The following is a 23,218-nucleotide window of genomic DNA, read 5'->3' as shown; positions in this document are numbered from 1 at the left end:
TTCGGGTATCGATATAGTAAAGATGATAATAAATGGAAAGGTGCTGAATATGGAGATATTTAAAAGATTAAAAATGTTTTATTGGCCTTACAGAAAGGTGTTTATGTGGTCGCTTCTGGCCATGCTTTTTATGACTGTGATTACTGTCGTTTACCCGATTATCCTGCAAATCACGATTGATGAAATCGTGCTGGGGAGGCAGTATCAGCTTGCAGCATGGGTCAGCTTAGGTTTTATTGCGGTAATGGCCCTGAAAGGAACCGCCACTTTTTTTCATCAATATTTAGGAGATATGTTCGGCATCAAATCCGTTTATCGGCTGAGAAATGGCCTGTATGAAAAACTGCAGAGGCTTTCTTTTTCTTATTATGATAACGCGAAAACAGGTGATTTGATGTCCAGACTGACAGCTGACGTTGAGGGGCTTCGTTTTTTCTTATCATATGGTTTAGCTGAACTCATTCGATTCGGTCTGCTGGTCGCCATCAGCCTTTCGGTCATGTTTTACTATTCTGTTCCTCTTACGCTTGTAACAATCGCTGTTCTGCCATTTCTCGCTGTTGCGGTATATCAGTTCGACAAAAGAGTCCATCCCGCCTTCAGAGGAATTCGCAAGTCGTTTGCGAAACTCAACACAAAAGTCCAGGAAAATATCAGCGGCATCAATACGGTTAAATCTCTATCAAGAGAAGATTTTCAGATCAGCACATTCAATAAGGCCAATGCGGAATACAGAACACAGTATTTACAAACATCATCCATCTGGTCTGCGTATTTCCCTTTAATGGAGTTCATCGGTAATGTTTGTATTGTGGCTCTCCTCTCCTACGGCGGCTACTTGGTTATGCAGAACCAGCTCAATCCCGGTGAGCTTGTCGCTTTTTTCAGCCTTGTCAATTATATGATGTGGCCGATTATGAACTTAGGTTTTGTCATCAATATGTTCTCTCAAGCAAAAGCGTCAGGTGAACGCCTGCTGGAAATTCTCGAAAAAGAAGAAGACATCACAGACCATGCCCACGCTTTGCATAAACAAAAATTAACAGGAGATGTCCTATTCAAAAATGTTTCTCTTGCATACGGTAAAGAACAAATAAACGCGCTATGCAATGTCAGTTTTGAGGCAAACAGCGGGAAGGTAATCGGACTATTGGGCCCTACAGGTTCAGGCAAAAGCTCAGTTACACAGCTCCTCACCAGATTTTACAGTCCTGTTGGCGGAATGATTACGATTGATGATAAACCTATCACTGATTACTCGTTAAAAACCCTTCGCTCCAATATCGGGGTCGTTCTTCAAGAATCTTTTCTGTTTTCATCTACAATTCGATCAAACATTTCGTACGGGAGGCCGAATGCATCAATGGAAGACATCATCGAAGCGGCAAAAAGTGCTCAGGCACACGACTTTATTATGGAGCTTCCTGATGGATATGACACTATGCTGGGAGAGAGGGGAATGGGGCTTTCCGGCGGACAGAAACAGCGTATCGCCATTGCGAGAGCCATTTGTTTGAACCCGGGCATTTTAATATTGGATGACGCCACAAGCGCAGTAGACATGCAAACTGAGCACAGCATACAGCTTGCTTTAAAAGAAGTCATGAAAAACCGCACAACCTTTATCATCGCTCACCGCATTTCTTCACTGAAACATGCCGATGAAATTCTCGTTTTTGATAAAGGGCGCATTTGTGAAAGGGGAACACATCATGAGCTTCTCGAAAAAGGCGGCTACTATCAAAAGATATACGATTTGCAATACCGTGATGCCAAAATGATCAATGAGCCGCATCAGGTCGGATAGGGAGGACTTATGAAACAAGCAAAAAAACAAGGAATTTTGGAGCGTTTCTATTATTCTTCAGATGAAATCATTGAAAAGCCGTTTAACTGGGCTCAAATGTGGCGGCTGCTGGGCTATGTCAAACCATATCGAAAAACCATTTTGCCGCTTTCTTTTCTCACCGTTTTGATTGGGACTGCTGTGAAGCTTGTGATCCCCATTCTGATCGGCGTGTATGTTCTCGATCAAGCCATTGCAGAGAAAAACTCGGAGCTGCTGATCCAGCTCATTTTCATCATTAGCGGTTTATACGTCCTTAATTATGCCGCCAATGTGTTAAGAATCAGATGGATGAATCAGCTTGGCCAGCATGTGATTTACGACTTGCGCCAGCATTTGTTTACTCATGTGCAGCGCTTATCCCACCGATTTTTTGATCAGCGGTCGGCTGGATCTATTTTGGTCAGGATTATGAATGACATTAACTCTCTTCAGGAGCTCTTTACAAGCGGAGTCATCAACTTATTGACCGACTTGCTGCTTCTGGCCGGCGTTATGATCATTTTGTTTACGCTGAGTCCTGAGCTGACCATAGCCATTATGGTGACACTGCCGATTATGTTTTTTATTTCAACAAGTCTCAGAAAAAAAATACGCCGCTCCTGGCAAAAGGTGCGTCTAAAGCAATCAAAGCTGAACTCTCATTTGAACGAAAGCATTCAGGGCATCCGTGTCACACAGGCATTTACGCAGGAAGAAGAAAACATGGCGTATTTTGACGGCGTCAATCAGGAGAACTATCAATCATGGCAGGAAGCCACAAGAAAAAACGCCATGTTCCGTCCGCTGGTAGAAATGACGAATGCGATTGGAACGGGTGTGTTGATTTGGTATGGCGCCACACTCATCATGAATGAAACCATCACGATTGGCGTCTTCGTTTCTTTTGCCTTCTATCTCGGCATGTTTTGGGAACCTATTTCGAGACTGGGCCAGGTCTATAACCAGCTGTTAATGGGGATGGCGTCATCTGAGCGCATTTTTGAGTTTCTGGACGAACAGCCAAATGTCAAAGAGAAGCGGGACGCGATTCATAAGCAAAAAATAAATGGGGAGATCAGCTTCGAAGAGGTTGAATTTTCGTATGATGAAAAACGAAAAGCCCTCCGCGCTGTTTCCTTCTCTATTCCGGCGGGGTCGACGCTTGCGCTTGTCGGGCATACGGGGAGCGGGAAAACGACGATCGCCAATTTAATCAGCCGTTTTTATGATGCCGCGGGAGGCACCATAAAAATAGACGGTATTCCGATTCAGGATCTTTCCCTTGCCGGTTTGCGCTCTCAAATCAGCATTGTGCTGCAAGATACATTTATTTTCTCCGGGACCATCATGGAAAATATTCGTTTCGGCCGGCCGGGTGCTTCAGACGAAGAAGTGATGAAAGCAGCCCGAGCGGTCGGAGCGGATGAGTTTATCTCTGGTTTAAGAGAAGGGTACGAAACAGAGGTGGAGGAAAGGGGCAGCGTACTGTCTGCCGGACAGCGCCAGCTCATTTCGTTTGCAAGAGCATTGCTCGCCGATCCAGCTATTATCATCCTCGACGAAGCAACGGCAAGTATTGATACAGAGACGGAGGTGAAAATTCAACAGGCTTTAAAAACCCTGCTGAAAGGGCGTACAGCAGTGATGATCGCCCACAGATTATCCACGATCCGCGATGCCGACCGCATCATTGTGCTTGATCACGGCAAGAAAATGGAAGAAGGAAACCATGAGCAACTGCTTGCTAAAGGGGGCATTTATGCCGGGCTCGTAAAAGCGCAATACAGCACAGAGATAAAATAATATAAAAAGCCTTCAGTATAGATTGAAGGCTTTTGGAAATTTATTAGAAAAACATGAAACTTTTCGCTATCACTCTCGTATTATCTGTTAGACATTCTCAAGGAGGTTTTGAAATGGAAACAAATGTAGAAAAAAACAACGCAACGGCGACTGAAAAGCCGTCACTTTTTGGAGTGATCACAAATCCGTCCGTTCAATTTGAAAGAATAAGAGAAAGACCGGCTGTATGGGGACCGCTATTTATTGTTGCAGCCATTATCATCGTCGGTGCCGTGCTGCAATCTCTCGGTACGGATTATAGTGAGCTTATGAAAAGCAGTGACACTCAAGGATTAACAGCTGAACAAATTGAAACTGTCGCCACAATAACCAAATTTGGAGGAATGGCAGGCGCGATTTTCGGCGGTATCGCAGCGTTATTTATTGCCCCTCTTATTTATTGGCTCTGTGTAAAACTATCAGGCGGAGTTACGACATACAAAAAAATGCTTTCTCTCGGTCTGTTTGTCTCTTTGATTAGCAGTCTTGGATTATTGGTTAACGGAATCGTTGCTTTTACGACTGACACGAATTCGCTTTACAGCATGACATCATTGGCGGGGATTATTCCGTCTGACGGGGCTCTCGCCAGCGTGTTAAATACTTTTGAGATATTTAGCATATGGAGCTATGTATTATTAGCAATCGGCCTTCACAAAACAGGCGGCATCTCAAAAAAAGCAGGATGGATTTCAGTGATTGTTCTTTTCGGAATTTTAGTTGCATTTTCGTTCTTTTCAGGTTTAATCAATTCTGCGGCGGGTGCATAAACTCATGAAAAAAGTATGGATCGGAATTGGAATCGCCATTTTAGTCGCTCTTTTTATTGGAATCAATATATACCGGTCTGCTGCCCCTACAAGCGGCAGCGCCGGCCAAAAGATACAGGCGGGAAGCCTTGAAGAAAAAGAAATCTCGTCAACGGTTATGGTTCCCGGCACACTTCAATTTTCAAATGAACAGTATGTCTTTTATGAAGCGGATAAAGGGACATTAGAAGACATTAAAGTGAAGGAAGGCGACAAAGTGAAAAAGGGCACGCCTTTAGTCACCTATACAAATGAGCAGCTGAGCCTGGAAAAAGAACAGAACCAGTTAACGGCTGAATCCAACCAGCTTCAAATTGACCAAATTCAAGTAAAGATAAATGCGTTAGATCATAAAGAAAAAGAACTGGCAAAACAGGTTGGAAAGAAAGAAGCAAAAAAACAAATTGAATCTGAGCGTACGGAGCTTCAAATGCAGAAAAAAACGACTGAGATCGATTTAAAACAAACCGAGCTCCAGCGGCAGTCACTTGCCAATCGGGTGTCAGATCTTGAAGTGAAAAGCGAAATCGAAGGTACGGTTATTAGTGTCAACCAAGAAGCGGCATCTAAAAAATCAGATATTCAAGAGCCTGTCATACATATCGGCAACCCAAAAGACCTTGTCGTCTCAGGGAAATTGTCTGAATACGATACACTGAAAATCAAAAAAGGCCAGAAGGTCACACTCACTTCAGATGTTATTCAGGATAAAACATGGAAAGGCACAGTTTCCGCAGTCGGACTTGTTCCGGATCAGCAGGAAAGCGCTGCGGTACAAGGAACAGAACAAGCGGTTCAATATCCGCTTCAAGTGAAAATAAAAGGGGATCTTCCAGAAGGAAAGCCCGGCTTTAAATTTATCATGAATATTGAAACAGACAAGCGGAAAGCAAATACGCTTCCTTCAAAGGCAGTCAAAAAAGAAGATGATCAATATTATGTGTATACAGTAAAAGACGGAAAAGCAAAACGAGCTGATGTCAAAATCGGTGAAGTAACAGATGATCTGACAGAGATTAAAGAGGGGATTTCTCAAGAGGATCAAGTCATTTTGAATCCCTCTGATCAGGTGACCGATGGAACGGAAGTGAAAGCATAAATGATTCAGCTTTCTAATGTGAGAAAAAGCTATCAGATCGGCAGGGAAACGTTTGATGTTCTCCATTCTATTGATTTGGACATTCATCAAGGGGAATATGTATCGATTATGGGGCCGTCAGGTTCAGGGAAATCGACAATCATGAATATTATCGGCTGTCTTGACCGGCCGACTTCCGGTACGTATAAATTGGACGGCGAAGATATTTCTTCATATAAAGATAAAGAACTGGCGGCAGTCCGTAACCGGTCCATCGGTTTTGTATTTCAGCAATTCCAGCTTCTTCCGCGGCTGAACGCCAAAAAAAATGTCGAGCTGCCGATGATTTATTCCGGTATAGGCAAAAAAGAACGTCAAGAGCGGGCTGAGAGAGCGTTGAAAAAGGTCGGGTTAACCGATCGAATGCTCCACATGCCCAACGAGCTCTCGGGCGGGCAGAAGCAGCGGGTAGCCATTGCGAGGGCAATCGTGAATGAGCCAAAATTGATTTTAGCTGATGAACCGACCGGCGCGCTGGATACGAAAACAAGCGCGGCGATTATGGAGCAATTTACAGCATTAAATGCCGAGGGAACAACTATCGTTCTTGTTACTCACGAGCCGGAAGTCGCAGATTGCACGAATCGAATCGTCATGGTGCGTGACGGAAACATTGTTCCTGCCAGCTCCGGACAAAGGAGCGTGGGAGAATGAGCCTGTTAGAGAACATCAGAATGGCTTTAAGCTCAGTCCTTGCCCATAAAATGCGTTCGATCTTAACGATGCTCGGCATTATCATTGGTGTAGGCTCTGTCATCGTCGTGGTTGCGGTAGGACAGGGCGGCGAGCAAATGCTGAAACAGTCGATCAGCGGCCCGGGAAATACTGTGGAGCTGTACTATATGCCAAGCGATGAGGAGCTTGCAAGCAATCCGAACGCCTTAGCCGAATCTACTTTTACAGAAAATGATATAAAAGGTTTAAAAGAGATAGAGGGCATCAAACAAGTCGTTGCCTCGACTTCTGAAAGTATGACAGCGCGTTATCATGAGGAAGAAACTGATGTCACCATTAACGGAATAAACGATGGATACATGAATGTCAATTCTTTAAAAATCGAAAACGGCAAAACCTTTACCGATCATGATTTTTTTGCGGGGAAAAGAGCCGGAGTGATCTCTCAAAAGATGGCTGAAGAACTGTTTGATAAAACATCCCCTCTCGGAGAAGTTGTCTGGATCAACGGACAGCCTGTTGAAATCATCGGCGTGCTGAAAAAAGAAACAGGCTTGCTTTCTTTCGGTTTAAGTGAAATGTATGTGCCATTTAATATGATGAAATCTTCTTTTGGCACAAGTGATTTCAGTAACGTATCATTGCAAGTCGAATCAGCAGACGACATAAAAACAGCTGGAAAAGAAGCGGTACAGCTTGTAAATGACAATCATGGCACAGAAGATTCATATCAAGTGATGAACATGGAAGAGATAGCGGCCGGAATTGGCAAAGTAACGGCGATTATGACGACGATTATCGGTTCGATTGCAGGTATCTCTCTTTTGGTCGGCGGAATCGGTGTCATGAATATTATGCTCGTATCAGTTACAGAACGGACGCGGGAAATCGGAATCAGAAAATCACTCGGTGCGACGAGAGGACAGATTCTGACTCAGTTTTTAATTGAATCAGTCGTATTGACGCTGATCGGAGGACTGATTGGAATTGGAATCGGATATGGAGGGGCCTCTCTTGTTTCTGCCATTGCGGGCTGGCCGTCACTCATATCCTGGCAGGTTGTAGGCGGGGGCGTGCTGTTCAGTATGCTCATTGGCGTTATTTTTGGCATGCTTCCCGCAAATAAAGCCGCAAAGCTTGATCCGATTGAAGCGCTGCGTTACGAGTAGCCTCATGCAACATGCATGAGGTTTTTTTATGTTTAGTTTTTCTACTATGAATATAAAAGACTTTTTTCATTAAAATAAGAAGAAAATGTCGTACAATTGTCCTTATTTTTGTCGAATTTACAGTTTACAAACCCTATAGACATACGTTAATATGGATAAACGTGAAAGATTTTGATAGTTATTGAATGAATTTGAATGATTCTAGTTGCCTAAATTGAAAAAAGCGTTTACAATGAAATTGTATTCAAAATGAATACGTTTTCATTAGGAGGTGAAGCATGCTAACTCCTGAACGGCATCAATTGATTATTGATCAAATCGAAAAGCATGATGTGGTAAAAATTCAAGAGCTTATAAATCTTACAAACGCTTCTGAATCAACTATCAGAAGAGATTTATCAACACTTGAAGAACGCGGTTTTTTAAAGCGTGTTCATGGGGGAGCAGCCAAGCTTTCCGATATCAGACTTGAACCCGATATGCTTGAAAAATCATCCAAAAACCTTCACGATAAATTGAAAATTGCTGAAAAAGCAGTTTCTCTTTTAGAAGAAGGAGATTGCATTTACCTTGATGCAGGCACGACGACTTTGCACATGATTGATTTTATGGATAAAAGCAAAGATATTGTCGTAGTCACAAACGGGGTGATGCATGTCGATGCATTAATAAGGAAAGAAATTTCTTTTTACCTGCTTGGAGGATACGTAAAGCACAGAACGGGCGCGATTATTGGAGGAGCTTCACTGATTGCCATGGATCAGTACAGATTCGACAAGAGTTTTCTGGGGACAAACGGTGTTCATACAGAGGCTGGATTCACAACGCCGGACCCTGATGAGGCTCTTTTAAAACAGAAAGCTGTCAAACAGGCAAAACACGCTTATGTCTTAGCAGACCCTTCGAAATTCGGAGAAATTTCATTTTCGGCATTCGCCGGAATAGGCGACGCAACAATCATTACGACTGGCGCTGAAGAGCTTACATTCGATAATTACCAAGAAAAAACTGTCGTAAAGGTAGTGAAACCATGATTTACACTGTAACACTTAATCCATCTGTCGATTATATTGTTCACGTTGAAGATTTTACTGTAGGAGGACTGAACCGTTCCTCATACGATACAAAGTATCCAGGGGGCAAGGGCATCAACGTATCGAGACTGCTGAAAAGACACCATGTACCGTCTAAAGCGCTCGGATTCGTCGGCGGATTTACCGGAGAATATATCAAAACATTTTTGCGGGAAGAAAATCTGGAAACAGCCTTTTCTGAAGTGAAAGAAGATACCCGAATCAATGTAAAGCTGAAAACGGGTGATGAAACTGAAATTAACGGTCAGGGACCGACAATTTCAGATGAAGATTTCAAAACCTTTTTAGAACAGTTCCAGTCTTTACAAGAAGGGGATATCGTCGTCCTTGCAGGAAGCATTCCATCTTCACTGCCCCACGACACTTACGAAAAAATCGCAGAGGCCTGCACACAGCAGAACGCGCGAGTTGTTCTGGATATCTCAGGCGAGGCGCTTATGAAAGCAACAGAAATGAAACCGTTTTTGATGAAGCCAAACCATCATGAGCTTGGAGAAATGTTCGGCACAACAATTACATCTGTTGAAGAAGCTGTTCCTTATGGGAAAAAGCTTGTAGAACAAGGGGCTGAACATGTAATCGTATCCATGGCCGGAGACGGAGCGCTTCTATTTACGAAGGAAGCTGTTTATTTTGCAAACGTGCCAAAGGGGAAATTGGTCAACTCAGTCGGAGCGGGAGATTCCGTCGTTGCAGGTTTTCTTGCCGGTATTTCCAAACAGCTGCCGCTTGAAGAAGCATTCCGTTTAGGTGTTACATCAGGCAGTGCTACCGCGTTCTCTGAAGAACTTGGAACAGAAGAATTTGTCCAGCAGCTTCTTCCTGAAGTTAAGGTCACACGTCTATAGAGGAGGAAACAAAAGTGAAAATAACTGAGCTTTTAACAAAGCATACAATAAAGCTTAATATTGAGAGCAAAGAAAAAGAAAATGTTATTGACGAAATGGTCACTGTTCTTGATAAAGCTGGAAAATTAAATGACCGACAAGCCTACAAAGAAGCCATTTTAAATCGCGAGAGCCAAAGCTCGACGGGAATTGGTGAAGGAATCGCTATCCCGCATGCGAAAACAGCAAGCGTTATCAACCCGGCGATCGCGTTCGGGCGTTCAAAAGACGGTGTCGATTATGAATCATTAGACGGCCAGCCGGCTCACTTGGTGTTCATGATAGCGGCGACTGAAGGCGCAAACAACACTCACCTTGAAGCATTGTCAAGACTTTCAACACTGTTAATGCGTGAAGAAATTCGCAAGCAGCTCCTTGAAGCTGAGTCAGAAGATGCTATTATCGACATTATTAATCAGCACGATAAAGATGATGACGAAGAGGAAGAAGAAGAAGCGGCACCTGCACCTGCCGGAAAAGGGAAAATCCTAGCGGTTACTGCATGTCCGACAGGTATTGCACACACATTCATGGCTGCGGATGCCCTTAAAGAAAAAGCGAAAGAGCTTGGTGTGGAAATTAAGGTCGAAACAAATGGTTCAAGCGGTATTAAGCACAAGCTGACTGCCCAAGAAATTGAAGATGCACCTGCCATCATTGTCGCAGCGGACAAGCAGGTTGAAATGGAACGATTTAAAGGTAAGCGCGTGCTTCAAGTACCTGTTACAGCTGGTATCAGACGCCCGCAAGAGCTTATCGAAAAAGCGAAAAATCAAGACGCGCCGGTTTACCAAGGCAGCGGCGGCGGTTCTTCAGCTTCAAACGATGAAGATGAAGCGAGAGGCAAGTCTGGCGGCAGCATCGGAAGCATGTTTTATAAGCATCTGATGAGCGGTGTCAGCAACATGCTTCCGTTCGTAGTCGGCGGTGGTATCCTCGTTGCGATTTCATTCTTCTGGGGGATTAATTCTTCCAATCCGGATGATCCTACTTACAACACGTTCGCTGCCGCTCTTAAGTTTATCGGCGGTGACAATGCATTAGGATTAATTGTGGCAGTTCTTGCCGGTTTCATTGCAATGAGTATTGCAGACCGTCCTGGTTTTGCGCCTGGTATGATCGGCGGATTTATGGCAACTCAAGCAAATGCTGGATTCTTAGGCGGACTAATTGCCGGATTCCTGGCTGGTTATATCGTTGTTCTTTTGAAAAAAGCATTCGTCTTTATTCCTCAGTCACTTGACGGACTGAAACCAGTGTTAATCTATCCGCTGTTTGGTATTTTCTTAACTGGTATTATCATGCGTTTCGTGGTCAATACACCGGTAGCGGCATTTATGGATTTCTTAACAAATTGGCTTGAAAGCCTTGGGACTGGCAACCTTGTATTAATGGGTATTATTTTGGGCGGTATGATGGCGATTGATATGGGCGGTCCGCTTAATAAAGCAGCCTTTACGTTCGGTATCGCGATGATCGATGCAGGCAACTATGCGCCTCACGCAGCGATCATGGCCGGCGGTATGGTTCCGCCGCTTGGTATCGCACTTGCAACAACCATTTTCAGAAATAAATTCACTCAGCGTGACCGTGAAGCTGGTATTACATGCTACTTCATGGGGGCTGCTTTCGTAACAGAGGGAGCGATCCCGTTTGCTGCGGCTGATCCGCTTCGCGTGATTCCAGCTGCTGTCGCTGGTGCAGCTGTTGCCGGAGGATTAACTGAATTCTTCCGTGTAACGCTTCCGGCACCTCACGGAGGAGTATTCGTAGCCTTCATTACAAACCATCCGCTGCTTTACCTATTAAGTATCGTGATCGGTGCTGTCGTGATGGCAATTATCCTCGGTATTCTTAAAAAACCTGTTACAGAGAAATAAGAAAAAAGCGTCCTTCATTCGAAAGGGCGCTTTTTCTTTATCCTGCTGGCGGGAGCGCGGTTAAGTTATGTATTTTATTATCATTTATGATAAAGTAAAAGAAGGGAAACAACTGACACAGCAACCGTCTAGGAGGAAACACTTTGACCGAGGAAAAAAACACGAAAACTGAAAAAACGGCGAAGAAAAAAACCAATACGTATTTGGAATGGGGAAAAGCGATTGTCATCGCTGTCCTGCTGGCTCTCTTGATCCGTCACTTTTTGTTTGAACCTTATTTAGTCGAAGGTTCATCTATGGATCCCACATTACATGACGGCGAAAGGCTGTTTGTGAATAAAACAGTCAACTATATCGGCGAGCTGGAGCGCGGAGATATCGTTATTATCAACGGTGAGACGTCGAAAATCCATTACGTAAAAAGATTGATCGGAAAGCCTGGAGAAACCGTTCAAATGAAGGATGACACGCTTTATATAAACGGAAAAAAAGCAGCTGAGCCTTACTTGTCTAAAAACAAAAAAGAAGCAGAAAAACTTGGTGTGAGTCTGACTGGCGATTTTGGACCGGTTAAGGTTCCCAAAGGCAAATATTTTGTCATGGGAGATAACCGGCTGAATTCAATGGACAGCCGAAACGGGCTCGGACTGATTGCCGAAGACCGGATTGTCGGCACATCGAAGTTTGTCTTTTTCCCGTTTAACGAAATGCGTCAAACAAAATAAAAACGCCTTGCTGGCCTTGGGACAGCAGGCGTTTTTTAATTTGAAAAAGAAGCGACTAATGCAATGCATAATACCGTGATAAACACTGAACCGATAATGGCCAGCACGCTGAAGAAAAGATGAACCTGTTTGTTTTCTTTGCCACGCTTTTCTAAAAGTCGTTTAGAAAAAATATGTGAAAATATGTAAATGAGGGCTATGCCAATATATAAGCCGATATCTTTAGCGGTAAAGCCTGTTACGGCAAGGTAAAAGCCCGTAAAAAAGATCAATAAGCAGTATTCAGTAAGTGTTAAAAGCTTCAACGTGTTCCTCCATGAGAGTGTGTAATTTTCCCGGCTGGATGTATCCTCTCTGCTTTATTGTAACATAGCTGGCAGCATTGAGTGTATAAGTGTTTTCTCTCCGATTTATCAGGGAATCATTTCTCTTGCCCAGCATTCATGGTATACTTTTATTGATGATAGACATGATGGAGGATAATAAATGATTGCTGTAAATAATGTAAGCTTGCGGTTTGCGGATCGCAAGTTATTTGAAGATGTCAATATTAAATTTACCCCAGGCAACTGCTATGGGTTAATTGGTGCAAATGGTGCCGGTAAATCAACGTTTCTGAAAGTGCTATCTGGCGAAATCGATCCTCAGACAGGCGATGTCCATATGAGTCCTGGAGAGCGTCTTGCCATCTTGAAGCAGAACCATTTTGAGTACGAAGAGTATGAAGTGCTGAAAGTGGTCATTATGGGCCACAAACGCCTGTATGAAGTCATGCAGGAGAAAGACGCCATTTACATGAAGCCTGATTTCTCAGATGAGGATGGAATTCGTGCGGCAGAGCTCGAAGGTGAATTTGCAGAGCTGAACGGATGGGAAGCCGAAAGTGAAGCTGCGATTCTTTTAAAAGGCCTTGGTATCTCAGAAGATCTTCATACGAAGAAGATGGAAGACCTTGGCGGTTCAGAGAAAGTAAAAGTTCTCTTGGCACAGGCATTATTCGGAAAGCCGGATGTTCTGCTGCTTGATGAGCCGACGAACCACTTGGACCTTCAGGCCATTCAGTGGCTGGAAGAGTTTCTGATTAACTTTGAAAACACAGTTATTGTGGTATCCCATGACCGTCACTTCTTAAATAAAGTGTGTACGCACATTGCTGACCTTGATTTTAATAAGATCCAAATCTATGTCGGAAACTATGATTTCTGGTATGAATCGAGCCAGCTGGCGTTAAAGCTTTCTCAAGAAGCGAACAAGAAAAAAGAAGAGCAAATTAAACAGCTTCAAGAGTTTGTCGCTAGATTCAGCGCCAACGCGTCTAAATCTAAGCAGGCAACATCAAGAAAGAAACTTCTCGAAAAAATTACGCTCGATGATATTAAACCGTCTTCCCGCCGCTATCCTTACGTTAACTTTACACCAGAACGGGAAATCGGAAATGATGTTCTTCAGGTGGAGGGCTTAACGAAAACAATCGATGGCGTAAAGGTGCTTGACAATGTCAGCTTTATTATGAATAGAGAAGATAAAATTGCTTTCACTGGCCGCAACGAACTGGCTGTTACCACGCTGTTTAAAATCATTTCCGGGGAAATGGAAGCTGACAGCGGAACGTTTAAATGGGGCGTAACGACATCTCAAGCGTATTTTCCAAAAGACAACAGCGAATATTTCGAAGGCAGTGATCTAAATCTTGTAGACTGGCTTCGCCAATATTCTCCTCATGACCAAAGTGAGAGCTTTTTACGCGGTTTCTTAGGACGGATGCTGTTCTCAGGAGAAGAAGTCCACAAAAAATCAAACGTACTATCTGGGGGAGAAAAGGTTCGCTGTATGCTGTCCAAAGCGATGCTTTCCGGCGCCAATATTTTAATTTTGGATGAGCCGACCAACCATTTAGACTTAGAATCCATTACAGCGCTCAATAACGGTTTAATCAGCTTTAAAGGGGCTATGCTGTTTACATCCCATGACCATCAGTTTGTACAGACTATTGCCAACAGAATTATCGAAATTACACCTAACGGCATCGTCGATAAGCAAATGAGTTATGATGAGTTCCTTGCAAATGCTGATGTGCAGAAAAAACTGGCTGAACTTTACGCGTAATCAAAAAAGCAGAGATTCCTCTGCTTTTTTTGATACATAGAGTTGAAAGGAGATACAACATGAAATTTTTGGTTGTCGGAGCAGGAGGAGTAGGCGGGTATATTGGCGGACGGCTTGCAGAGAAAGGCAATGATGTGACATTTCTCGTACGCCAAAAAAGAGCTGAGCAGCTTAAAGAAACCGGGCTTGTCATCCATAGTGAAAAAGGGGATATATCATTTCAGCCCGCATTAATCAGTGCTGGAGAAACAGGGCAGTTTGACGTCGTTATCATTGCTTCTAAAGCCTATTCACTTGAGCAAGTAATAGATGATGTCAAACCGTTTATCAATCGGGAATCTGTCATTATACCTTTTTTAAACGGGTACCGCCATTATGAGCAGCTGTTTACGGCACTTTCAAAAGAACAGGTGCTGGGCGGTTTGTGTTTTATAGAAAGTGCCTTAGACAACAAGGGGGAAATTCATCATACGAGCGCATCACATCGTTTTGTATTCGGAGAATGGAACGGTGAGCGTACGGAACGAATAACAGTGATTGAAGAGGCATTTTCAGGCGTGAAAGCAGACGTCATCATCAGCGGGCATATCGAGAAGGACATTTGGAAAAAGTATCTGTTTATTTCGGCGCAAGCAGGGATCACAACGTTATTTCAAAGACCGCTTGGCCCAATCCTCGAAACAGAAGGCGGACGTCACACGGCCCAAGCCCTTATTGGAGAAATTGGCGCTATTTTGCGAAAAGAGGGTGTTCCGGCTGATCCGGATCTTGAGGAAGAGAGCTTCCGAACGATGACAAGCATGTCTTACCATATGAAATCCTCTATGCTTCGGGATATGGAAAACGGACAAACGACTGAAGGTAACCACCTGCATGGCTTTTTACTTGAAAAAGCAAAGCGTTTATCTCTTGCAGCACCCATATTAGAAACGGTGTATGCCAATCTGCAAATGTATGAAGCAGAAAAATAAAAAGGAGGCGAAAAGCCTCCTTTTGTTTATTTAAAAAGCCCAATTCCCATTTCTGAAGATAGGCTCTCTTTTTCCGTCTGCCGTAATGCCGTCAATATTCATATCCGGAGAACCAATCATAAAGTCCACGTGTGTAATGCTTTCATTTAAGCCCTCTTTGACAAGTTCCTCACGAGACATCTGCTTTCCGCCTTCAATGTTAAAGGCGTAGGCGCTGCCGATCGCCAAATGGTTTGACGCGTTTTCATCAAACAATGTGTTATAGAAAAGAATATTTGATTGTGATATAGGCGAATCGTAAGGAACAAGTGCCACTTCACCTAAATAGTGAGAACCCTCATCTGTTTCCACTAGTTCTTTTAAAATGTCCTCTCCTTTTTCGGCTTTAATGTCGACTATACGGCCATTTTCAAATGTGAGGGTGAAGTTTTCAATAATATTTCCGCCGTAGCTTAGCGGTTTTGTGCTCGATACGACTCCGTCGACCCCATCTTTTTGCGGCAGCGTGAATACTTCTTCTGTCGGCATATTGGCCATAAACTCATGGCCGCTTTCACTCACGCTTCCCGCACCAGCCCAAACATGCTTTCTAGGCAGCTTAATGGTTAAATCAGTTCCTTCTGCTAGATAGTGTAAAGCAGTGTAATGTCTCTCGTTCAAATGGTCAACTTTTTCATGAAGATTTTGATCATGCTTGAACCACGCTTGAACCGGATTGTCTTCGTTTACGCGCGTTGCTTTAAAAATTTCTTCCCACAGAAGCTGAGTCGCTTCCTCTTCTGATTGGCCAGGAAAGACTTTTTGGGCCCAGCCCGCTGATGCCGCACCTACGACAGTCCAGCTGACTTTGTCCGATTGAATATATTGTCTGTATGTATGTAATGCCTTGCCTGCTGCTTTTTGGAATGCAGCGATCCGTTTGGAATCTGCACCTTTTAGTAAGTCTGGGTTTGACGACACAACAGAGATGAAAGCGGCTCCTTTTTTAGCAAGCTCTTCTCTGCCTTTTGCTTCCCATTCAGGGTATTCTTCAAATGCTTCAAAAGGTGCGAGTTCATATTTTAATTTGGCGACTTCGTCATCCTGCCAATTCACCGTGACATTTTTGGCACCTTTTTCATATGCATGTTTCACAATTAAGCGGACAAAATCCCGTACGTCTGTTGAAGCATTTACGACTACATACTGGCCTTTTTGGACGTTTACGCCGACCTCTACCGCAAGCTGCGCATATGTATTTAATTTCTGTGAAAATGAATCCATGAATCATTCCTCCTCGAGCTTTTTTCTCATCATATCAAATATGATCCTATAAAGGAAAGAAAGGAGGCTAAAGTGAAAAACCCAAAACAACATGTCTTGGGTCTTTCGATATTACGGATGATTCAGTTTTACAGTGCCGCCTCCAGGCGAATGGGGCATGTTGGCCAAAGAAATGCTCATGCCTCCAAGAATGATTCCGCTTAAAATGGCTGCGATCGCTACTCTTCTTCCTAAATCTCTTAGCATCTGTTTCCTCCTTAAAGTTTCTCCATTTCCCACAATATGAAGGGAGTGAGGAAAAAAGAAGCAAGAAATTTGCTGCGTGTGAGATTTTTTGAAGGAAAAGACTATTTAATCGCCTTTTGAAGCTTATCGATCACTTCTAAAGAACGGCCTGTGCCGATTGCCACAGATTCAAGCGGATTTTGCGCCACGTGTACAGGCACTACAATCTCTTCTGTGAGCCATTCTTTAATCCCGTTAAGAAGCGCGCCGCCGCCTGTTAAAATAACGCCGCGGTCAACAATATCTCCGCTCAATTCAGGCGGGCAGTCCTCAAGTGTAGCTCTGATGGCTTCAAGAATATGGAGGAGAGATTCACGCATTGCGTCTTGAATTTCATTAGATTGAAGCATAATGGTTTTTGGAAGGCCTGTTACGAGGTCGCGTCCCCGAATTTCCATTGCTTCCGGCACATGCTCAATCAGTGCATGTCCAATTTCCATTTTTACCTGCTCAGCTGTCCGTTCGCCAATCAGCAAATTGTATTTTTTCCGGACGAAGGAAACGATATCTTCATCAAGCTGGTCTCCGCCGATTCTGATAGAGTGGCAGGAAACAACACCGCCGAAGGAGATGATGGCGACTTCTGTTGTTCCTCCGCCGATATCTACCACCACATTGGCAACCGGCTCATCGACAGGTAAATCCGCTCCGATGGCGGCCGCTACTGGCTCTTCAATTAAATGGACGTTTTTCGCGCCGCAATTTTTCACCGCATCACTGATGGCGCGGCGTTCTACTGCTGTTGAGCCTGACGGTGTGCAAACGACTACGTTCGGTTTTCTGAACGACATGCCGATGCTTTTTCCGGCTTTTTTCATAATGTGCTTTAGCAAATCGGTTGTCATATCATAGTCTGCGATAACGCCATCTTTCATTGGTCTGACAGCGACAATTTTTCCCGGCGTTTTGCCGATCATGTTTTTCGCGTCAGCCCCGATTGCAAGCACTGCTTTAGTCGTTGTATCCACTGCGACAACAGATGGTTCATTTAAAATAATCCCTTTATTTTTGCTGTAAACAAGTATATTAGCTGTTCCTAAGTCAATCCCGATTTCAGTTGATTGAAACATGTTATTCACCCAATCTCTATCCTGATTTTATATGATTCTACATTTAAAGTTTCTAAGAAATGAAGCGATTTTTGGGGGTGTTCGTCGGGAAAGAAATGTTTTTGTAAAAAATCACGGAACTGTGTAACAGAAGTAATACATTTTTCGGTTTTATGGTAAAAATATCTTGTGATTCTTATAGAAAGCGGGAAACTTTTTCTTAGTTTCATACGTCTACGATATATTGAGGTGCATCCTTAAACATTACATGAGAAAAGAAACATTTAAAGGAAGAAGGGTTTTTTATGAAATCAATAGGTGTTGTGAGAAAAGTAGATGAATTAGGGCGCATTGTCATGCCGATAGAATTAAGACGAGCACTGGATATTGCTATAAAAGACAGCATTGAGTTTTTTGTTGACGGAGATAAAATTATCTTGAAAAAGTATAAACCTCATGGCGTTTGTTTAATGACCGGAGAAATCACTTCAGAAAATACTGAATACGGCAACGGTAAAATTACGTTAAGCCCTGAGGGTGCACAGCTGCTTCTCGAAGAAATTCAAGCCGCTCTAAAAGAATAATATGATGTTGAAAAAGGCGGAGAGATACAATCTCCGCCTTTTTTGCCTCAGGTGATGAATGATTTGGGATACTTTACATATTTTACTCAATTATTTGTCGAAGAATGGTACAATAAATAGAGAAACACAAGCGGCAGGTGGTCATATGAGAAAATATCAAGCACGTATCATTTCCATCATCTTGGCAATGATTTTTATTATGTTTTGGGATTATTTATTTTATTTTATAGGCAAAAACCCGATTAATTGGCCTGTTGATATTGTGTATACTGCAGTCACGTTAGCAAGTGTCTGGATGCTGGCTTATTATATTGATGAGAAACAGCAGCTGGTTAAGACAATGAAGGATAATGAATGGAAGTATAAACAGCTTTCTGAGGAAAAAAACCGCATCATGGATAATTTGCAGGAAATCGTATTTCAAACGAATGCAAAAGGCGAAATTACATATTTAAATCAAGCGTGGGCATCCATAACCGGCTTTTCAATCAATGAATGTATGGGAACGATGTATAATGATTACTTCATAAAAGAAAAACACGTAGCCGACCACATCAACACCCAAATCCAAAACCAAGCGTCATCTGGTATGTTTACTGCAAAATACGTGACAAAGAACGGCACGATTTTTTGGGGAGAAGTTCATTATAAACTTTATTACGATCGGGATGACCAATTTACAGGCAGCTTGGGAACAATGTCAGATATCACTGAGCGGAAAGAGGCTGAAGATGAGCTCATTGAGATTAATGAACGGTTGGCGAGAGAATCACAGAAACTGTCAATCACAAGTGAACTTGCCGCCGGTATTGCACATGAAGTCAGAAACCCTTTAACCTCTGTCAGCGGTTTCCTTCAGATTATGAAAACACAATATCCCGACAGAAAGGGCTATTTTGACATCATCTTTTCAGAGATTAAAAGAATCGATTTGGTGCTCGGCGAGCTGTTGCTGCTTGCAAAACCGCAGGCGGTCACATTTAAAATGCATCAACTCAATGAGATCCTGACACAAGTCACGACATTGCTTGATACCAATGCTATTCTGTCCAATATCGTCATAGAAAAAAATTTCGAAGAGACAGATAGCTGTATCATTAACGGGGATGAGAATCAGCTGAAGCAGGTCTTTATCAATATCATTAAAAATGGGATTGAGGCAATGCCAAAAGGCGGTATCGTTACCATTTCGACTGCTAAGACAGCCTCTCACGCCGTGATAAGCGTCAAAGATGAAGGAAATGGCATGCCGCAGGAAAAGCTTAAGCAGATTGGCAAACCTTTTTATTCAACAAAGGAAAAGGGCACCGGACTCGGACTTGCCATTTGTTTAAGAATCCTGAAGGAACATGACGGAGAATTGAAAATCGAAAGTGAAGCTGGAAAAGGCAGTGTCTTTCAAGTTGTTTTGCCTTTCAAATCAGACAGCTGAGAGGGGGAAAATAAGATGAACTCGCTTCTCTTTGTATACGGGACATTGAGAAAACATGAAAAGAATCATCATCTGCTTGCACAATCGGCATGTATCAATGAGCAGGCCAGAACGAAGGGATGTCTGTTTGCTGCAAATGAGGGACCCGCAGCTGTTTTTGAAGATGAAGGTTATATATGCGGCGAGTTATATGAAGCAGATGAATGGTGTATACATAAGCTCGATCAATTTTATCAAGGCTATGAAAAACAAACAGCGCTTGTAGAAACGGATGCCGGAATCAAAAAAGCGCTTGTTTATTTTATGAACAATGACGTGTGTGCCGGCTTTCCGAAAATAAGCAGCGGTGACTGGAAAGCACATCAGATGATCAGCAAATCGCAAAATCCTGTTTATTATTTTGCCTATGGGTCCTGCATGGACAATGCCCGCTTTCAAAAGGCGGGAGTCGATCACTATTTTCAAGATCCAGTGGGAGGAGCTGTTTTAAAAGGGTACACAACCCGCTTCACTCTAAAAAGGGAAGACGGCTCAAGAGCGGATATGATGGAAGACGGAGGAACAACAGAAGGCGTTTTATATCGCATTCCTTTTTCCGCTCTCACCTATCTATATAAAAGGGAGGGCGTTGCATCTCTTACGTATCGGCCTGCATTTGTAGACGTTGAAGCAGGCGGAAGGCGCTACACAGATTGCTTAACCTTTCTCGTCCTCCAAAAAGAAGCGGAAACCGCTCCGCCTCAGCACTATCAGATGGAAATTGAACGGGGAGCGGAGATGTATTTATCACCGGGGTTTGCTGAAAAGCTCAAGCGGCATATGAATTCGCTGCCAAAAGAATAACGAAATTAACACTGTTACAAAAGAATATGATAAAATTTGTTCAATATGATGTTAGGTAAAGGAGCACCACTATGAAAAAAGAATTTGCGGTAATTGGACTGGGCCGTTTTGGTGGCAGTATTTGCAAAGCATTAAGCGAGGAAGGCGTCGAGGTTATGGCGATGGATATCGATGAGGATAAAGTCAACGAGTATGCCAAGATCGCATCTCACGCCGTTATCGGTGATTCAACAGACGAATCTGTCCTGAAAAACTTAGGTCTGCGAAATTTTGACCATGTTATTGTAGCAATCGGTGAAAATATCCAGGCGAGTATTTTAACGACTCTCATTCTGAAAGAACTGGGCGTTCATACCATTACAGTGAAGGCACAGAACGATTATCACGAAAAAGTGCTTTCTAAAATCGGTGCGGACCACATCGTCCACCCGGAACGCGATATGGCAAAACGAATTGCGCATAACATCGTGTCCAACAACGTACTTGATTATTTGGAACTGTCTGAAGAGCATAGTCTAGTTGAAATCGTAGCCAACAGCCGCCTGGCCGGAAATACGCTTCTTGATTTAGATATCCGTGCGAAATACGGGATTAACATTGTAGCCATTAAAAGAGGCAAGGAAGTCATCGTGTCGCCGCTTGCGACCGAAGTCATCCATCGAGAAGATATCCTCATCGTTATTGGTTCTGTTACAGACATTTCCCGTTTTGAAAAAAGAGTTCTTTATACAAAATAGCAGTAAGACAAACCGTCCCCAAAGGGCGGTTTTTCATATTATCAGAATATAACAACTTTAATGAAGTGAGCGGCAATTTCTTAAAATTTTATTGACTAAGCACAGGCGTTCCGATAGCATGTTGTACCATATAATAAAAAAGAGGAGGGGCCTATTTGAATAAAGAAGTGCTGGTGAATAGGCTGAATGCTTCAGCCCGAAGACAAAAAGCTGATATCGTCATTAAGAACGGAAAAATCATGGACGTATTTAATCAAGAGTGGATTTATGAAGATATTGCGATTACGGACGGAGTCATTGTAGGCCTCGGCGAGTATGAAGGCGAAAATAACATTGATGCAGAGGGACAAATGATTGTTCCGGGTTTTATTGATGGACATGTACATATTGAGTCATCAATGGTTACACCGATTGAGTTCGCTAAAGCGGTATTGCCGCATGGTGTGACGACAGTTGTTACCGATCCGCATGAGATCGCGAATGTGTCTGGTGAAAAAGGGATTGCATTTATGATTGAACAGGCTCGGCAAACACCGCTGAATATTCATTTTATGCTTCCCTCCAGTGTGCCTGCCGCAAGCTTTGAGCGATCAGGCGCAGTTCTTAAAGCTGCCGATTTAAAGCCTTTTTACGAAGAGAAAGAAGTCTTAGGGCTAGCTGAAGTCATGGACTATGTATCAGTTCAGCAGGCTGAAGAAGATATGGTTCAGAAACTGCTCGATGCCCGTATTGCAGGAAAGCGGGTTGACGGTCATTTAGCGGGTTTAACGACAGACCTCATTAACATTTATAGAACAGCATTTGTCTTAAATGATCATGAAGTAACGACGAAGGAAGAAGCGCTTGATCGTATTAGAAGAGGAATGTATGTCATGATGCGTGAGGGATCAGTCGCAAAAAACACTCTCAATGTGCTCCCGGCGGTGAATGAAAAGAATGCACGCCGTTTCTTCTTCTGTACGGATGATAAGCATGTGGATGATTTATTGTCAGAGGGAAGTGTGAATCATCAGGTGAAAATGGCGATTCAAGCCGGACTTGACCCGTTTTTAGCCTATCAATTAGGGAGCCTCAATGCAGCTGAATGCTACGGATTAGATACAAAGGGAGCGATTGCTCCGGGTTTTGATGCTGATTTGCTTTTTGTTTCTGATCTGGGAAACGTCACTGTCACAAAGACAATGGTACATGGGCAGACTGTTGCTGAAGGAGGCGAAGCAGTCTATCACGATAGCGCTTCAGCTCCCGCACCAGAACCGGCACTGCTTGATTCTGTTAAGCTTGCTGCTCCTCTTAACAAACAGAATTTAAATATGCCAATCGATTCAAAGCGGCAAATCCATGTGATTCAAATCATTCCTAATCAGCTTGAAACACGGTTGGTGCGTGTGCCGTCTCCTGATGCCCATGTTTTTGAGCCTGACACTGAGCTCGATTTGTTAAAGATTGCAGTTGTTGAGCGGCATAAAGGGTTAAAAGAAACCGGTCTTGGTGTTGTGAAAGGATTTGGATTCAAGAGCGGAGCGATTGCCACAAGCATTTCGCACGATTCCCATAATATTATTGCCGTTGGGACAAATGATGCCGATATTGCGGCTGCAGTTAATAAGCTGCAGGAAATTGGCGGAGGATTAACGATTATAAAAAATGGAGAAGAGCTTCATTCAGTACCGCTGCCGATTGCGGGGTTACTATCAGACCAATCTGCGGAGCAGGTGAATCAAAGCTTGCTGACGCTGCATGATCAATTGTCGTCAGTCGGTTTCACAGGCGAGTTTAATCCATTTTTGACGCTGTCGTTTTTAGCTTTGCCTGTCATTCCTGACATTAAAATGACAACAACAGGATTATTTGATGTAAAGTCATTTCAGCACATAACACTGCAATAAAAAAGATGCACT

General features: G+C 43.2%; 21 protein-coding genes. 17 read left to right on the top strand and 4 right to left on the bottom strand.

Annotated elements, in window-relative coordinates:
* Nucleotides 1-49: 49 nt before the first annotated feature.
* The 10 genes from V6D44_RS02195 to sipT all read left to right on the top strand — a co-directional run bounded on the left by V6D44_RS02195 (nucleotide 50) and on the right by sipT (nucleotide 12,047).
* The gene (locus V6D44_RS02195; protein ID WP_253269052.1) at nucleotides 50-1,807 is read left to right on the top strand and encodes an ABC transporter ATP-binding protein; all 1,758 of its coding nucleotides are present in this window, start codon (nucleotides 50-52) and stop codon (nucleotides 1,805-1,807) included.
* A gap of 9 nt (nucleotides 1,808-1,816) precedes the next feature.
* Entirely contained in the window at nucleotides 1,817-3,631 is a 1,815-nt protein-coding gene (locus V6D44_RS02190; protein WP_202328621.1) for an ABC transporter ATP-binding protein, read from the top strand.
* A gap of 113 nt (nucleotides 3,632-3,744) precedes the next feature.
* Nucleotides 3,745-4,440, top strand: coding sequence for a toxin SDP protection protein YknW (yknW, locus tag V6D44_RS02185; protein ID WP_087992226.1), 696 nt, complete (start codon nucleotides 3,745-3,747; stop codon nucleotides 4,438-4,440).
* Between the two features lie 4 nt (nucleotides 4,441-4,444).
* A complete protein-coding gene (locus V6D44_RS02180) occupies nucleotides 4,445-5,578 on the top strand; it encodes an efflux RND transporter periplasmic adaptor subunit (RefSeq protein WP_202328622.1) in 1,134 nt (377 codons plus the stop codon).
* Nucleotides 5,579-6,271, top strand: coding sequence for an ABC transporter ATP-binding protein YknY (gene yknY / locus V6D44_RS02175; RefSeq protein ID WP_087992224.1), 693 nt, complete (start codon nucleotides 5,579-5,581; stop codon nucleotides 6,269-6,271). It abuts the gene before it with no gap.
* Nucleotides 6,268-7,461, top strand: a complete 1,194-nt coding sequence (skiZ, locus tag V6D44_RS02170; protein ID WP_087992223.1) for a sporulation-delaying-protein transporter subunit SkiZ — start codon at nucleotides 6,268-6,270, stop codon at nucleotides 7,459-7,461. The genes yknY and skiZ overlap by 4 nt, the downstream gene beginning before the upstream one ends.
* Before the next feature lie 278 nt (nucleotides 7,462-7,739).
* The gene (locus tag V6D44_RS02165; RefSeq protein ID WP_087992222.1) at nucleotides 7,740-8,495 is read left to right on the top strand and encodes a DeoR/GlpR family DNA-binding transcription regulator; all 756 of its coding nucleotides are present in this window, start codon (nucleotides 7,740-7,742) and stop codon (nucleotides 8,493-8,495) included.
* On the top strand, nucleotides 8,492-9,403 hold the full coding sequence (gene pfkB, locus V6D44_RS02160) for a 1-phosphofructokinase (RefSeq protein WP_087992221.1): 912 nt from the start codon (nucleotides 8,492-8,494) through the stop codon (nucleotides 9,401-9,403). Before V6D44_RS02165 ends, pfkB begins: the two co-directional genes overlap by 4 nt.
* Nucleotides 9,404-9,417: 14 nt before the next feature.
* On the top strand, nucleotides 9,418-11,322 hold the full coding sequence (locus V6D44_RS02155; protein WP_087992220.1) for a PTS fructose transporter subunit IIABC: 1,905 nt from the start codon (nucleotides 9,418-9,420) through the stop codon (nucleotides 11,320-11,322).
* Between the two features lie 143 nt (nucleotides 11,323-11,465).
* Nucleotides 11,466-12,047, top strand: coding sequence for a signal peptidase I sipT (sipT, locus tag V6D44_RS02150; protein WP_087992219.1), 582 nt, complete (start codon nucleotides 11,466-11,468; stop codon nucleotides 12,045-12,047).
* A 35-nt stretch (nucleotides 12,048-12,082) separates the two neighbouring features.
* On the opposite strand, the gene V6D44_RS02145 is transcribed toward sipT, so the two are convergent.
* Nucleotides 12,083-12,352, bottom strand: coding sequence for a hypothetical protein (locus V6D44_RS02145; protein WP_087992218.1), 270 nt, complete (start codon nucleotides 12,350-12,352; stop codon nucleotides 12,083-12,085).
* Between the two features lie 181 nt (nucleotides 12,353-12,533).
* On the opposite strand from V6D44_RS02145, the gene V6D44_RS02140 reads away from it, so the two are divergent.
* Together V6D44_RS02140 and V6D44_RS02135 are read left to right on the top strand one after the other, a co-directional pair.
* Nucleotides 12,534-14,153 (top strand): ABC-F family ATP-binding cassette domain-containing protein, encoded by a 1,620-nt coding sequence (locus V6D44_RS02140; RefSeq protein WP_087992217.1) that lies wholly within the window; start codon nucleotides 12,534-12,536, stop codon nucleotides 14,151-14,153.
* Nucleotides 14,154-14,212: 59 nt separating this feature from the next.
* Nucleotides 14,213-15,124 (top strand): ketopantoate reductase family protein, encoded by a 912-nt coding sequence (locus V6D44_RS02135; RefSeq protein ID WP_087992216.1) that lies wholly within the window; start codon nucleotides 14,213-14,215, stop codon nucleotides 15,122-15,124.
* Nucleotides 15,125-15,154: 30 nt separating this feature from the next.
* Here the strand turns inward: V6D44_RS02135 and V6D44_RS02130 are convergent, their stop codons facing one another.
* From V6D44_RS02130 to mreBH, 3 genes are all read right to left on the bottom strand, one after another.
* Nucleotides 15,155-16,387 carry an aminopeptidase gene (locus V6D44_RS02130; RefSeq protein WP_087992215.1) on the bottom strand — a complete coding sequence of 411 codons (1,233 nt, stop codon included), beginning with the start codon at nucleotides 16,385-16,387 and terminating at the stop codon, nucleotides 15,155-15,157.
* Between the two features lie 111 nt (nucleotides 16,388-16,498).
* Complete coding sequence (locus tag V6D44_RS02125; RefSeq protein ID WP_087992214.1) at nucleotides 16,499-16,633, bottom strand: protein YkpC; 135 nt, start codon at nucleotides 16,631-16,633, stop codon at nucleotides 16,499-16,501.
* A 101-nt stretch (nucleotides 16,634-16,734) separates the two neighbouring features.
* Nucleotides 16,735-17,742: a cell shape-determining protein MreBH gene (gene mreBH / locus V6D44_RS02120; RefSeq protein ID WP_087992213.1), complete on the bottom strand. Its 1,008-nt coding sequence runs from the start codon at nucleotides 17,740-17,742 to the stop codon at nucleotides 16,735-16,737.
* Nucleotides 17,743-18,026: 284 nt separating this feature from the next.
* Between mreBH and abhA the strand changes: the two genes are divergently transcribed.
* From abhA to ade, 5 genes are all read left to right on the top strand, one after another.
* A complete protein-coding gene (abhA, locus tag V6D44_RS02115; RefSeq protein WP_087992212.1) occupies nucleotides 18,027-18,305 on the top strand; it encodes a transcriptional regulator AbhA in 279 nt (92 codons plus the stop codon).
* Nucleotides 18,306-18,450: 145 nt separating this feature from the next.
* On the top strand, nucleotides 18,451-19,737 hold the full coding sequence (gene kinC, locus V6D44_RS02110) for a two-component sensor histidine kinase KinC (protein ID WP_253269053.1): 1,287 nt from the start codon (nucleotides 18,451-18,453) through the stop codon (nucleotides 19,735-19,737).
* A 15-nt stretch (nucleotides 19,738-19,752) separates the two neighbouring features.
* Complete coding sequence (locus V6D44_RS02105; RefSeq protein ID WP_253269054.1) at nucleotides 19,753-20,580, top strand: gamma-glutamylcyclotransferase; 828 nt, start codon at nucleotides 19,753-19,755, stop codon at nucleotides 20,578-20,580.
* A 71-nt stretch (nucleotides 20,581-20,651) separates the two neighbouring features.
* The gene (gene ktrC, locus V6D44_RS02100; RefSeq protein ID WP_087992209.1) at nucleotides 20,652-21,317 is read left to right on the top strand and encodes a Ktr system potassium transporter KtrC; all 666 of its coding nucleotides are present in this window, start codon (nucleotides 20,652-20,654) and stop codon (nucleotides 21,315-21,317) included.
* Nucleotides 21,318-21,472: 155 nt separating this feature from the next.
* Nucleotides 21,473-23,206: an adenine deaminase gene (gene ade, locus V6D44_RS02095; protein ID WP_087992208.1), complete on the top strand. Its 1,734-nt coding sequence runs from the start codon at nucleotides 21,473-21,475 to the stop codon at nucleotides 23,204-23,206.
* Nucleotides 23,207-23,218 lie beyond the last annotated feature (12 nt).

The sequence above is a fragment of the Bacillus sp. 0209A genome (assembly GCF_036765095.1).
Taxonomy (GTDB): Bacteria; Bacillota; Bacilli; order Bacillales; family Bacillaceae; genus Bacillus; species Bacillus subtilis_G.
Note: the sequence above shows the minus strand (reverse complement) of the source record. Positions and strands in the feature narration are given on the sequence as shown.